Source organism: Staphylococcus sp. ACRSN (genome assembly GCF_022346615.1).
In the GTDB taxonomy this organism is placed as follows: Bacteria; Bacillota; Bacilli; order Staphylococcales; family Staphylococcaceae; genus Staphylococcus.
Genome location: NZ_JAKRNS010000001.1, coordinates 314258 through 327490 on the forward strand (window position 1 = coordinate 314258; position 13233 = coordinate 327490).

Consider the following 13233-nt stretch of genomic DNA (forward strand, 5'->3'; position numbering starts at 1 on the left):
TTAGAAATAGTTTTATGATAAGGCATGGTGACGACTCACGTCCTCGTATGTGAATGTTTTCAATAAAGAGCAACCTAATGGATGTTGTCCGTTATCTACGTGTTCATTAATTTCTTCTAAAACTTCTAAAATTTCATATTCAGGTGTAGTAACATCGAAACTGTATTTAAAAAGTTGTTTTTTATCTGATAAAACAGTAGCTACAAGTTCATCATTTTGCATTTTATAATTTAATAGTTGCATAATAGTTCCTTCTTTCTCTATTTTTTTGAGTTCTAATTTAAGCATTTAATTTAAGTGGAGGTGAGTTTAGACATCTCTATATAAATTAGAATTATTATAATGTAACTCTTATTATACATGATGATTTCCAAATTGTAGAGGGTTTTGCTTAAATAAATTAAAATAATTTTAATTTAAGAACTTAAAATATTATGAATCGCTTACATTAGATTGGAATAATTATAATGTGAGAGGTTGAATGATACTAGGTTGAATTATGATTGATTCTTTGCTAAGATATAATGAAATTTAATAATAGCTTTCTAGGGTTCCGCAATTAAACTATAATTGGACTGGTCCGAGAGAAAGCCACATGATAAATGTGACACGGAAGGATAAAAGCCTGGGAGATAGTATTTTTACTGTCTCCCAGGCTTTTTTATTTTATATAAGGAGGAATTAAAATGAATTGGATAAAAATTATCATTGCAGCTGTATTTGAGATTGGGTGGGTTGTTGGATTGACGCACGCATCATCAACTATTGAATGGTTATTTACGGTTATTGCTATCGTGTTGAGTTTTTATTTACTGATCAATGCTTCAAAAAGCTTACCTGTTGGGACGGCTTATGCAGTATTTGTTGGTTTAGGTACGACAGGTGTTACTGTTTTTGATTTCTTAGTGTTCGCCCATACGATTAATGTTGGAAAGGTGATTTTGATTTTTACTTTATTGATAGGTGTTATTGGATTGAAGTTAGTTACTACAGATAAAGGAGATGAAGCAAAATGATGTGGATTATTTTAGTATTTGCAGGCATATTTGAAATGTTAGGTATCAATTTTTTGAATGCATATGTTAATAGTCAAAAGAAAATAAATTTATGGTTGATGTGTGTAACTTTTGTACTAAGCTTTATTTTACTTTCAATATCTATGGGAGCTTTACCTATGAGCACGGCTTATGCAGTATGGACTGGTATTGGTGCAGTTGGAGGAACGTTACTTGGTATGATTTTTTATAAAGAGTCTACGGATATAAAAAGAATATTATGTATTGTCGTAATTCTTGCAAGTACAGTTGGATTAAAATTATTAAGTTAAAATAGTTGGATTCATAACAAATAAACTTTAAAAAAGGAAAAAGCGACACCATATGGCGTCGCTTTTAGAGTAATATGTTCATGAATATAAAAGACTAGTAGTCGGTTCCCAACTACACTTATAATATACCAAGTTTTAGGTAAATACACAATGTAAACGCTATAATTTTTTGGATGAATTTGATTCAATACTTTGATTATGTAATCGTTTTTAGAGTGATTTATTATATTCTATTGCACAAATAAGGAGTGATTGATAGGATAAAGCAACAGGGGTGATATGATGGAAGGAATCGCAGCATTTATAACCATCACACTAATGATTATTATTGTGCCGGGACCTGATTTCTTTGTAGTAATGAAGAATTCTATTACATCGGGTAAAGGGAACGGAGCAATGGCGGCATTAGGCATCACAAGTGCGCATGTATGCTACTCATTATTAGCAGTGTTTGGTATTATTTTTATTTTAGCGAATATGTATTATGTATTTTTAGTAGTTAAAATACTTGGTGCATGTTATTTAGTCTATTTAGGTATTAAAAGTATTTTAACTGCAAGGCAAGGGATGGAGTTTTCCCAGGAGCATATGCAGGCTAAACGAATTAGCTATTTAAGCTCTTATAGACAAGGATTTTTAAGTACATTATTAAATCCTAAAGCTTTACTGTATTACATAAGTATTTTACCGCAATTTATTACAGCTGGTGAGGGTGTTTCTTCACAAATTGCAATATTATCAGCAATCGTTACTACTGTCATTTTAGTATGGTTTATCTTTTGTGTTTATATTTTCCAATATATAAAATTATTGTTTACAAACAAAAAGGTAAAAGCAATATTTGACTATGCTGTAGGTGCTATATTAATTACACTTTCAATTAATTTATTATTTAGTAAAAGTAGTTAAATATTTCCAAGGAAATTTAAATTAAAGAGACTGAGTTATTAGCCATTATAAATAAATGGATAACTTAGTCTTTTTTATGTTAAAACAAAGCTTCTGTATAGTTAAATTAAATAGATATAAAAAATAAAATACTATATTAATGAAAAGTCACAATTTATCTACATATTATATTTTTTAGTTATTTATAATATTGAAAGAGAGGGGGTATGAGATTGAAAAATACATTTAATCCACTACAAAGATTACATTTTTATGCGGCTATATTTATTACACCATTATTAATTACATTAACAATTTCAGGTATTGGTTTCCTTTTTTATCAAGAAGTCGAAAATAACATTTATAAAACAGAGTTTTTTGGAGATAGTTCAATCAAAACACATCAATCTATGAATCAAGCTATAGATGATGTAGAAAAAGAGTTTGATGGTTTCTATGTCAGTAAGGTGAGTATGTTGGCTGAGCCATACAATAATCGAATAACATTAGATGATATGGCAGGGAATCAAAGGTATGTCTTTTTAGACCAAAATAATCAAATTGTGGCAGATCAAAATGCGAAACATACATATGCAAATGTGCTTAGAAATATTCATAGTTCATTATTTACAGAGAATACTGTAATTAACTATTTGGTTGAATTAACAGCGTGTTGGACTATTTTTATGATTATTTCTGGTACATATTTACTTATTAAGAAAAAACTGATCACAAATAAAAGTAAGAAATTAAGATTTCAAAAATGGCATGGTATCACCGGTGTCATTATTGCTATACCAGTATTTGTTCTTGTTCTAACGGGTTTGCCATGGTCAGGATTTATGGGAGCGAAAATTTCAGATGTTATGAACAATTCAGGTAGTCTAGGACAATCAGAATTGGCAATTAATCCTCCAAAATCAGATGTTAATGAAATCCCATGGGCGACTAGAAGTAATAAGCAACCTGCTTCGGGTGAGCATGCAGCGCATCATGGTGGTGGTGCAATGCCACAAACAGATTTGAAGCATCAAATCTCATTAGATAAAGTAATTGAAAATGCAGAAAAAGATAATTTTAATAAGCCGTTTTCAATTGTTTATCCGTCAAGTGTTGAAGGGACATTCACAGTTTCTAAGGGGAGTAATACAGGTGTGACAGGTTTAGATGTTTCTCCGTATGATGAGAAGACGCTATATATGGATCAATATAATGGTAAGGATTTAGGAGAAGTGAAGTATCAAGAATACGGCATCATTGGTAAATGGTTTACTTGGGGTATTCCATTACACGAAGGCCATCTATTTGGCATTGCTAATAAAGTTATTAATCTATTCGTATGTCTTGCATTGCTTGCAGCCATTGGATTTGGTTTTACGTCATGGATTAAACGTTTGAAAGGCAAGACTGTTAAAGTACCACATAGAGTTAAGAAACCAATGTCGCTACCAGTAATTGTATTTTTAATTATACTGGGTATATTAATGCCACTATTTGGATTTTCTCTAATTATTGTTTTTGCCATTGAATTGTTGTTATTTATGAAAGATAAGAAGAAAAAACAATAAACTAAATATTTAAATTAAAAAGAACCAATTTCTGAACAAATTTCTGCTTACCGTTGTTGAAATTTCAACAATGGTGAGTAGCATGTGTATTGTTAGTTATTGGTTCTTTTTAATATTTACATTTTCATATCCATTTCGTGAATCTTCATCATTAAACCATGAGGAATATCATCGTGGTTAACGACTTGCATTTTATAAAATGTCTTGCCCTCATCTTTAGAAACAAGTTTAACAAAATCACCTTTTTTAGGGGTGAAATCATCGCTTGTCTTTAACTTGACGTTATGTGTCACAAGACCATCTTTTTCGCTCACGACTTTTTCAGCAGTGTTACTATTTTTCATATAACCATAATATGTGCTTGTTTGGCTTGAAACGACCATGGCAATTGTAACTACAATGCCAATGATGACTAAAATACTAATTAAAGCTAAAGTAAGTTTGTTTTTCATGTTATATGTCTCCTTTTGTTCATCTTAATAGATAATCAAGGACACGTATATAATGATTATTAAAGTTTTAAATATTGTCAAATTTAGTTAATTAGAAAGTTAGTTTTAAACAATTTCAGATTAAGGATAAAAAATTGCTGTTTTAGAAGTTAATACACTTACCCCTCGATATACATTTTTTATGGTATACCATAATGTCGCAAACGCTAGTAGACAGGCAATGGCTATTGCAATAATAGTAATCCAATTGTTAGATGTATTTTGCATTAATGACATGCCGAGTGAACCTGTTACAAGTGCTATGATTGGTCCCGAATACGTTATAATATGATAGACGAGTGATTTGGATGCATGTTGAGATGCTGGTTTGTCAGCAAAAATCCAAATGACGATAGGGACTATGATAGGAGCAAAGAATAAACTAAAATAACTTATAGATGCTAAGACACGATTTCCTTGAATATTAGACTTATAGTGATTACTGTAAGTTTCTTCCATTTGATTATCACCTCATAATTAAGGCTAACAAGAAAATGAGGTGAAATATAGTGTTTGGAAGTAATATTACAATTTTGTTAGTTTTGAATCGTAAAAAAAGACAATAGAATAATATATTGAAAATGGAGGATTTTGAATATGAAAATTTATTTAATTAGACATGGAGAATCGCAATCAAATTTTGCCAAAAAGAACGGCAACCATTATTTTTGTGGACAAATGGATGTACCGTTAACTGATAAAGGGAAAGAGTCAGCAATTGATTTACAAAATTATTTTGAAGATAAGGAAATTAATCATGTATATCTTTCAGATTTAACGAGAACTAAGCAAACAGCACAGGCTATTTTTCCAAGTGAAAAGATATCAAAAACGAAAACGCCTTTGCTAAGAGAACGCTCATTAGGAAAATTTGAAGGAGAAATGGTCGATGAGTTAGAACAATCTACTAAGTTTTCACGCTATTTTAATGATGAAAATTACAAGTATTTCCGTCATAGTTTCGAACAAAAAGCACCAGAAGGGGAAAGTTACGCTGATGTTCTATATAGAATAGAACAATTTTTTGAAAAGGAAGTACAAGATAGTGAGGAAAATATAGCAATTGTTGCGCATCAAGTAGTAATTCGTTGTATTCTAGTTTATTTTGGGTATGAATCGAAAGAAAGTGCAGTCGATAAAAAAGTAGAAAATTGCGTTCCTTATGTTTTAGACATTAAATAAAGTAATAAAAAAACCTGACCTATAAAAATAGGTTCAGGTTAATATTTTTTAGCTGCTGTTAAGCTTTCATGAAATCCTTGGAATATCGTGTTTATATTGTCTAAGAAACTACCAACAATCACAGCAAGTATGACGTAAGTAATGCTAAGAGCGATTGATTTAAATGATATAACGCCATATTTTTCTTGTTTCTCAAAGAGATAATAAGCTATGAAGACAGCAGCCATTGCTCCAAATAAGATGGTTAAAATCATAATTATGGAACCTCCCAATTTATAATACGATCGGCTGTGCTTCTTTATAATTTTTATTTCTTAACTTGCCATTATCATAACAAATTACCATTTGAGAAAAAAAGGAATATTGTATTAAAAAACCTTACAATCATGTAAGGTTTTTTACGAATATAAGACACTGTAAACTGTCGAAATATGCATTTTTTAGGTGTAAGCTAAGGTATATCAAGTAATTTGTGTTGTCATCATTTTGTAATTAATCTGTCAATAATACGAAATTTCATATAATTTATCCAAATTATCAACTTTTTTGAGACGACTCATCACCTTTAAAAGTCTTTTTTTGTCACTATTTAGACATTATTTATCTATTGCCTTTGTCTCTATATCTTTTGATTTGAGGAATTTTTTGATTTTATCTTGTTGCTTACCATTCACGTCCCCGGCATATTTCGTTGAAACATCAACGACGTTAAGTTCATTTTGAGGTTGATAATCTAATTCTTCGATAGCTTCATCCGCATCTTTAATCGTAGTATTTAAAGCGGTGAAATATTTATGAATACGTTCTACATTATCTTGATAGCCATTAGGCAGTGTATTATGCTTGATGAATTTTTCAAAACGAACGTCATTTTTAACTGCTAAATGTGATAAATTGGATAATCTTTTTGCTTGTGCATCTGTGATTTTCTTATCAGAATTTGATTGTTGATCTAATTTATATTGAATTAGGTATTTGTTATCTAGAATATCTGAATTGACTGCTAAATATTTTGTAATTGCATCGTTCATTTCTTTTTCGCTAATTTTTTTTCCTTTTTTATCTGAGTGGAAAATATCACTCTCAGTAAGAGTTTTTACATTCTTTGGCGCGTGTCTTTCGCTATGTTGATGGTCGTTATCGTCTGATTCACTATTTGAACATGCTGAAAGTATCATGGATAAGACTAACACTAACGATAATAGTATGCTTTTTTTCATAAAATAATACTGCTCCTTTGATAATAATGGTGCGAATATAAACACAGAAGATGAATGTTTAAACGCGTTCTTTAAAATTATAACTTAAGCGTATCATGTAGTGCTATTGATTTAAATATGCTATGTAATAATAAATGCACAATCTCTTGAACAAATAGACTATTATAAAATAATAAAAAGATACGCTAGCAATTTTATAATAAGTTAAATCATTTTTGTCATAAAGTAATTTAGATTTGAAGACTCATTTAAAGTAATAAGTGTGATGGTTTGATTGATGAGCTTTTAAATATAAAAAAGAGCCGATGGAAATCAAATATGATTTCCTCGGCTCTCTGCTGATAGGAATTATGTTCTAGACATATTACCACTGAATTTATATTTTAAATTGATAGGGTAGTAATTAATGTCGAATGATATAATCGAATGCATTTAATGCTGCATTAGCGCCTGCACCCATTGAAATGATGATTTGTTTGTTTCTATCATCGGTAACATCACCTGCGGCAAAGATACCTGGGATGCTTGTTGCATTTTTACGATCAATCATAATTTCGTTAGCTTGGTTAAGCTCAACGTAATTGTCGAGCCACTCAGTGTTTGGTAATAAACCGATTTGTACGAAGATACCTTCTAATTCAAGAGTGTGCTCTTCGCCACTGTTTTTATCTTGATATTTAAGACCTGTAACTGCATCTTCGCCAAGTACTTCTGTAGTTTGTGCATTTTTAATTACAGTTACATTCGGTAAAGAGGTAAGGCGTTCTTGTAGTACTTTATCAGCTTTCAAGTTTGCGTTTCTTTCTAGCAAGGTAACGTGTTTAACGATACCAGCTAAATCGATAGCAGCTTCAACACCTGAATTACCACCGCCGACAACGGCAACGTCTTTGTTCTCAAATAAAGGTCCGTCACAGTGCGGGCAGAATGCAACGCCTTTATTAATCAACGCATCTTCACCTGGTACTTCTAATTTACGCCAACGTGCACCTGTTGAGATAATTACAGTTTTACTTTGTAATTGAGCACCATTGTCTAACGTAACATCAATACCATGATCTGTTTTTTCAATTGCGCTTGCACGTATGCCTGTCATCACATCAACATTGTATTGATTGATATGATCCTCTAGTGCTGATGAAAACTTCGGTCCATCTGTTTCTTTAACAGTGATGAAATTTTCAATTGTAGCAGTGTCATTTACTTGGCCACCGATACGGTCAGCTACTATGCCTGTACGCAATCCTTTTCTTGCAGTATAGATGGCTGCACTACCACTAGCAGGGCCACCACCGACGATTAAAACATCGTATGGGTCTTTATCATTAAACTCTGCTGGGTCTGCTTTACTTCCTAAACTAGTTAAGATATCTTGAATTGTCATACGACCATTACCGAATTCTTCACCATCTAAGAAAATAGCTGGTACAGCCATGATGTTTTCAGATTCTTCTCTGAAAATCGCACCATCAATCATTGAATGAGAAATATTAGGATTTAATAGACTCATCAAATTTAAAGCTTGGACAACGTCAGGACATTTTTGACAAGTTAAACTAATATAAGTCTCAAAATGTAACGGACGGTCTAATGCTTTGATTTGATCAATAACTGCTTGTTCTTCTTTAGGCGCACGACCACTCACTTGTAATAATGCTAACACAAGCGAATTGAATTCATGTCCCATTGGAAGACCTGCAAACGTAATACCTGTTTCTTCATTTGGTTTATTAACTGAAAAACTAGGTGTACGTTTAAGTGTTGATTCTTGTATTGAAATGCGGGGTGACATTTCAGCGACTTCTTCTAATAATTGTTTTAATTCTTTAGATTTGTCATCTGATCCAATGCTTGCATTGAGTACAACGTCACCCTCCATTAATTGAAGTAATTGTTGTAATTGTGATTTAAGTTGATCATCAAGCATTTAAATCGATGCCTCCTTAGATTTTACCTACTAAGTCAAGACCAGGTTGTAATGTTTCTGAACCTTCTTCCCATTTAGCTGGGCATACTTCGCCTGGGTGTTGACGCACATATTGTGCTGCTTTAATTTTGTGTACTAATGTGCTAGCGTCACGACCAATACCGTCAGCATTAATTTCTGCTGCTTGAACGATACCATCAGGATCAACGATGAATGTACCACGTTGAGCAAGACCAGCTTCTTCATCTAAAACGTCAAAGTTACGAGTGATTGTTTGAGAAGGGTCACCAATCATAGCGTATTGAATTTTGTTGATTGCATCTGAATGGTCATGCCATGCTTTGTGTACGAAATGTGTATCAGTTGATACTGAATATACATTAACGCCTAATTCTTGTAATTTATCATATTGTCCTTGTAAGTCTTCTAATTCAGTTGGACAAACGAATGAGAAGTCTGCTGGGTAGAAACAAACGACACTCCATGAACCTTTTATATTTTCATCTGAGATTTCAAAGAATTCATCTTTCTTTGGATCGTAAGCATTTGCTGTAAATGGTAAAATTTCTTTATTTATTAAAGACATAAAAACATCCTCCTGATTAATTTGTAATAAGTTGATTAGAATTACTGGAAAGTAGATTATTATGATTACTTAATTATAATAATTCTAATCTCTATAATTTACATTATTACATTTATTATATGATTCGTCAACAATGAGAACTTGCTTGTGAAAAGAGTAAAATAACGCCACTTAATTACAAATTTATTTCATCTAGAGAAGTTGTTTTAGGACGTTTGGTAACCTGTTTTAAGTCATTAATGCTTAATTTATATTTCATAAATAGCCAACTTATTCTCAACTAAACATATAAAATTGAGAACTGAACTAAAGAAAATAAGACAAATTGCATTTTTGATAGAGTATATTTTGAAAAGGTATTACTGGTTGTAGTATTGATTAATTACATAGATGCTATGTTGAAAAACAATAAGTTATTCATTATAAGTAACAGTAAATAACCAGATTCTACAGTACAAGGTATCTGAATAATTTGATGAATAAAACGTATTTTTGAATAGCTTGATAAAATATGTACAAAAAATGAAAATTTAAATGTAACTATTAATAGCGAAGCTATAGCAGTTTTGAAGTAATGACTGTTATATAGAAGTACGAGGACGCTCTGAATAGTCTATTAATATATAGAGATATAATTAGTAGTGTGGAATATATTTTTAATCGACTAATTAATTGCTTCATTTCCTTTTAGAGCATAGGGAAATTGGGTAAACATAATATAAGCAATCCATATTTATGTCTGTTAAGCTATGTGTACAAAAACACAAAAGAGGAGCGGATGACATGTCTGAACATGTTTATAATTTGGTGAAAAAACACCATTCAGTTAGAAATTTTAAGAAAGAAAATGTACCAGAAGAACATATTAAGCAATTGATAGAAGCAGGACAGAGTGCCTCGACTTCTAGTTATCTACAAACATATTCTGTTATAGGTGTTGAAAATCCTGAAATTAAAGAAGAATTAAAGGAAGTTTCGGGCCAACCGTATGTAGTAGAAAATGGGTATTTATTTGTATTTGTAATTGATTATTACAGACACTCTATTATTGATGAAAATACTAAAGCAGATATGGCTACATCATTTGAATCAGCTGAAGGGCTCCTAGTTGGTACTGTAGACGTTACATTGGTAGCACAAAATATTGCAGTAACTGCTGAAGATATGGGTTATGGCATTGTATACTTAGGGTCATTGAGAAATGATATTGAGCGAGTAAGAGAAATATTAGATTTGCCAGATCATACTTTCCCATTATTTGGTATGGCTTTAGGCGTACCTAATGAAGATGAAAATGGTAGTCCAAAACCACGTTTGCCATTTGAGAGTGTATTCCATAAAGACCGTTATAATTCAGATAAATCAGTGCAAAAAGAGTCGTTAGATAAATATGATCAAGAAGTAAGTGACTATTATAAAGTACGTACAAATGGTGAGCGTAGCGAGGTTTGGTCAGAACAAATTGCACAATTCATGAGTTCAAAACAAAGATTAGATATGTTGGATCATTTAAATAGTTCAGGTTTCATTCGTAAATAGCATGGCTTCATTTGACTATCGTATTGTTGATGCATATTAAATTTGCTCAAATAAAATATTGAGTGGAAAAGGGGTTGAAGATGATGAGTATGTTTGAAAAGCTATTTCATAAAAAATCTGACCATGAAGATAAGCAAAATAACCCAAGTGATAGATACATTTACTCTTCTTCTAGTAAACTGACTCCAAATGAAGCTCAAGAATATTGGGTGAAGATGGCACAAAAAATTGTTGTTGGGACAATTAAATCTGTTGAACATACAGCTGAACGCGTATTTATTCTTATATCATTTGATGATAAAGCATCAACGATAGATATCTTTTTCCAAATGAATGGTCAATTAAGAATGTGGAATGATTTAGATAATGAAGATTATAAGCGAACAATTTCACAGAATTTAATTACTCAAGCACCTAATCTAGTGAAACAAGTCAATTGTTTATATGATAGTGTAAATATGTCACGTATAGCATATTCTCAAATTCAATTTGAGTTTGAGAGTAAGACCTGGTATTTACATGATATTACAGAAGATAGTGTTGAAGCACAATTAGACAAAGATCCTGCATTTTTAAAGTGGTTTGACGATGTTGCGAGATCTGTAGAATCACTACCGTTAGATAGTAAAGCAAAGGTGACTTGGGGGCCGTTTAAACCTGAGGCATACTAGCTAATACAAGTAGAAAATAATAGACAATGTATTACACACCTCCATATAAAATAGAGGTGTGTTTTTATATATGCACTTGAATAGTAGTGTTATGGAATTACTGTAAAATAATTATTGGAAGATTGAGCATTTAGTGGGAAAGTTAAGTGTTATTGATGAATCGTTTTAACACTAAAATGAATTGAATTAAAAAAACATGCCACATTCACAATACTGATAGAGCAGTACAGTATTTTAAATGGACATGTTTGATAAGTTTAAATTGTGTAATTTAGTTGTTTGCAGTTACTTCTGCGTATTCATTTGAATCATAGACATTTTTGTCTAAATGATTTGTTAACTTAGCCGTACCTGTACCTGCTAACATAGAATCATTAACATTCAGTGCTGTTCTTCCCATATCAATTAAAGGTTCTACTGAGATGAGTACACCTGCTAATGCGACTGGTAAGTTTAATGTTGATAATACTAAGATAGATGCAAATGTTGCACCACCGCCAACACCAGCTACACCAAAGGAACTGATAACTACAACACCGATAACAGTAAGAATAAATTGTAAGTTGATTTCAACATGTGCAACGGGTGCAACCATGATTGCTAACATTGCTGGATAAATACCAGCACATCCATTTTGGCCAATTGATAATCCGAATGATGCCGCAAAATTTGCGATACCGTCAGGTACACCTAATCTGTTTTTTTGAGTTTGAACATTAATTGGTAATGTTCCGGCACTTGAACGTGACGTAAATGCGAATAGTAACACTTCACCCGTTTTTTTAATGAAAGTAATTGGATTTAATCCTAATAGTGAAATGATAATTAAATGAATAATATACATTGCAATTAATGCTGCATACGAAGCGATAACGAATTTACCTAACGTCCAAATAGCGCCAAAATCACTTGTAGCGATAGTTGAAGTCATGATTGCTAGGATTCCGTACGGTGTTAAACGTAAAACGAACGTTACAATAGCCATAACTAAGTTGTAAAGTGCGTCTATTCCACGTTTAAGGACGCTACCACTTTCTGGTTGTTTACGCATTACACGTAAGAATGCAAAACCAACAAATGCGGCAAAGATAACAACTGCAATTGTAGATGTTGTACGTTGACCAGTGAAATCTAAGAATGGATTACTTGGTATCAACTGTAATATTTGTTGTGGTAAAGTACTAGCTGTCATATCTTTTGCTTCTTTTGCAATTTCACTACCGCGTGAACTTTCGGCGTGACCCAAATCGATAGAAGAGGCATCTAAGTTAAATACTAATGCTGAAATAATTCCGATAATAGAAGCAATTGCTACAGTACCAATTAAGAAGATGAAAATATACATGCCAATTTTAGCGAATTTTTCACCAATCTTAATTTTTGTAAATGCTGAAACGATTGAAATGAAGATTAAAGGCATAACAATCATTTGTAATAGTGCGATGTAGCCGTCTCCAACGATACTAAACCAATCTGTTGTTTGTTTAGTGATGCTAGAATCAATCCCATAAATTAAATGCAACACGACACCGTATACAATTCCTATCCCTAAAGCAGTAAATACACGCTTTGGAAATGATACGTGTCGACGTGTCATCGCATATAATAAAATAAGAAAGGCCACAAAAATAATAATGTTAAGTATTGTTAATAACATAAATAAGGACCTACACTTTCTTTTGAAAAATTTGTTTTATAATCCGATACGCATACTAAGGATAGTAGCTAATTAAATATTATTCAAGTCTATTACTCAAAATAATTTATAAAATGAAAATGATTTTATTTTCTGACAATAATTGAATTATATAAATAACATCATATTGTTTTATAT

15 protein-coding genes and 1 riboswitch are annotated in these 13233 nt (G+C 31.8%); of the genes, 7 read left to right on the forward strand and 8 right to left on the reverse strand.

Annotated elements, in window-relative coordinates:
• Positions 1-12: 12 nt before the first annotated feature.
• The gene (locus tag MHZ36_RS01385) at positions 13-243 is read right to left on the reverse strand and encodes a hypothetical protein (RefSeq protein WP_239229127.1); all 231 of its coding nucleotides are present in this window, start codon (positions 241-243) and stop codon (positions 13-15) included.
• Positions 244-534: 291 nt separating this feature from the next.
• A riboswitch (guanidine-I (ykkC/yxkD leader) is annotated at positions 535-634 on the forward strand.
• Positions 635-686: 52 nt separating this feature from the next.
• On the opposite strand from MHZ36_RS01385, the gene MHZ36_RS01390 reads away from it, so the two are divergent.
• From MHZ36_RS01390 to MHZ36_RS01405, 4 genes are all read left to right on the forward strand, one after another.
• The gene (locus MHZ36_RS01390; RefSeq protein ID WP_239229129.1) at positions 687-1016 is read left to right on the forward strand and encodes a DMT family transporter; all 330 of its coding nucleotides are present in this window, start codon (positions 687-689) and stop codon (positions 1014-1016) included.
• The gene (locus tag MHZ36_RS01395; protein WP_239229130.1) at positions 1013-1327 is read left to right on the forward strand and encodes a DMT family transporter; all 315 of its coding nucleotides are present in this window, start codon (positions 1013-1015) and stop codon (positions 1325-1327) included. Before MHZ36_RS01390 ends, MHZ36_RS01395 begins: the two co-directional genes overlap by 4 nt.
• A gap of 282 nt (positions 1328-1609) precedes the next feature.
• Positions 1610-2236 carry a LysE family translocator gene (locus MHZ36_RS01400; protein WP_239229131.1) on the forward strand — a complete coding sequence of 209 codons (627 nt, stop codon included), beginning with the start codon at positions 1610-1612 and terminating at the stop codon, positions 2234-2236.
• A gap of 212 nt (positions 2237-2448) precedes the next feature.
• Positions 2449-3783, forward strand: a complete 1335-nt coding sequence (locus MHZ36_RS01405; RefSeq protein WP_239229132.1) for a PepSY-associated TM helix domain-containing protein — start codon at positions 2449-2451, stop codon at positions 3781-3783.
• Between the two features lie 116 nt (positions 3784-3899).
• Here MHZ36_RS01405 and MHZ36_RS01410 read toward each other — a convergent pair whose 3' ends face one another.
• Both MHZ36_RS01410 and MHZ36_RS01415 read right to left on the reverse strand, forming a co-directional pair.
• Complete coding sequence (locus MHZ36_RS01410; protein ID WP_239229133.1) at positions 3900-4235, reverse strand: DUF4889 domain-containing protein; 336 nt, start codon at positions 4233-4235, stop codon at positions 3900-3902.
• A gap of 120 nt (positions 4236-4355) precedes the next feature.
• Positions 4356-4733 carry a hypothetical protein gene (locus MHZ36_RS01415; RefSeq protein WP_239229134.1) on the reverse strand — a complete coding sequence of 126 codons (378 nt, stop codon included), beginning with the start codon at positions 4731-4733 and terminating at the stop codon, positions 4356-4358.
• 138 nt (positions 4734-4871) lie between these two features.
• Here MHZ36_RS01415 and MHZ36_RS01420 point away from each other — a divergent pair, with 138 nt between their 5' ends.
• The gene (locus MHZ36_RS01420; protein ID WP_239229135.1) at positions 4872-5456 is read left to right on the forward strand and encodes a histidine phosphatase family protein; all 585 of its coding nucleotides are present in this window, start codon (positions 4872-4874) and stop codon (positions 5454-5456) included.
• Positions 5457-5494: 38 nt separating this feature from the next.
• On the opposite strand, the gene MHZ36_RS01425 is transcribed toward MHZ36_RS01420, so the two are convergent.
• From MHZ36_RS01425 to ahpC, 4 genes are all read right to left on the reverse strand, one after another.
• A complete protein-coding gene (locus tag MHZ36_RS01425; RefSeq protein ID WP_042737604.1) occupies positions 5495-5710 on the reverse strand; it encodes a hypothetical protein in 216 nt (71 codons plus the stop codon).
• A gap of 342 nt (positions 5711-6052) precedes the next feature.
• Complete coding sequence (locus tag MHZ36_RS01430; protein WP_239229136.1) at positions 6053-6676, reverse strand: NDxxF motif lipoprotein; 624 nt, start codon at positions 6674-6676, stop codon at positions 6053-6055.
• Positions 6677-7079: 403 nt separating this feature from the next.
• Complete coding sequence (ahpF, locus tag MHZ36_RS01435) at positions 7080-8603, reverse strand: alkyl hydroperoxide reductase subunit F (RefSeq protein WP_239229137.1); 1524 nt, start codon at positions 8601-8603, stop codon at positions 7080-7082.
• 16 nt (positions 8604-8619) lie between these two features.
• Positions 8620-9189, reverse strand: a complete 570-nt coding sequence (gene ahpC, locus MHZ36_RS01440; RefSeq protein WP_239229138.1) for an alkyl hydroperoxide reductase subunit C — start codon at positions 9187-9189, stop codon at positions 8620-8622.
• 783 nt (positions 9190-9972) lie between these two features.
• On the opposite strand from ahpC, the gene nfsA reads away from it, so the two are divergent.
• Together nfsA and MHZ36_RS01450 are read left to right on the forward strand one after the other, a co-directional pair.
• On the forward strand, positions 9973-10728 hold the full coding sequence (nfsA, locus tag MHZ36_RS01445; protein WP_239229140.1) for an oxygen-insensitive NADPH nitroreductase: 756 nt from the start codon (positions 9973-9975) through the stop codon (positions 10726-10728).
• A gap of 83 nt (positions 10729-10811) precedes the next feature.
• On the forward strand, positions 10812-11399 hold the full coding sequence (locus MHZ36_RS01450) for a hypothetical protein (RefSeq protein WP_239229141.1): 588 nt from the start codon (positions 10812-10814) through the stop codon (positions 11397-11399).
• A gap of 271 nt (positions 11400-11670) precedes the next feature.
• Here MHZ36_RS01450 and MHZ36_RS01455 read toward each other — a convergent pair whose 3' ends face one another.
• Positions 11671-13056 carry an L-cystine transporter gene (locus MHZ36_RS01455; protein ID WP_239229142.1) on the reverse strand — a complete coding sequence of 462 codons (1386 nt, stop codon included), beginning with the start codon at positions 13054-13056 and terminating at the stop codon, positions 11671-11673.
• Between the last annotated feature and the right edge of the window lie 177 nt (positions 13057-13233).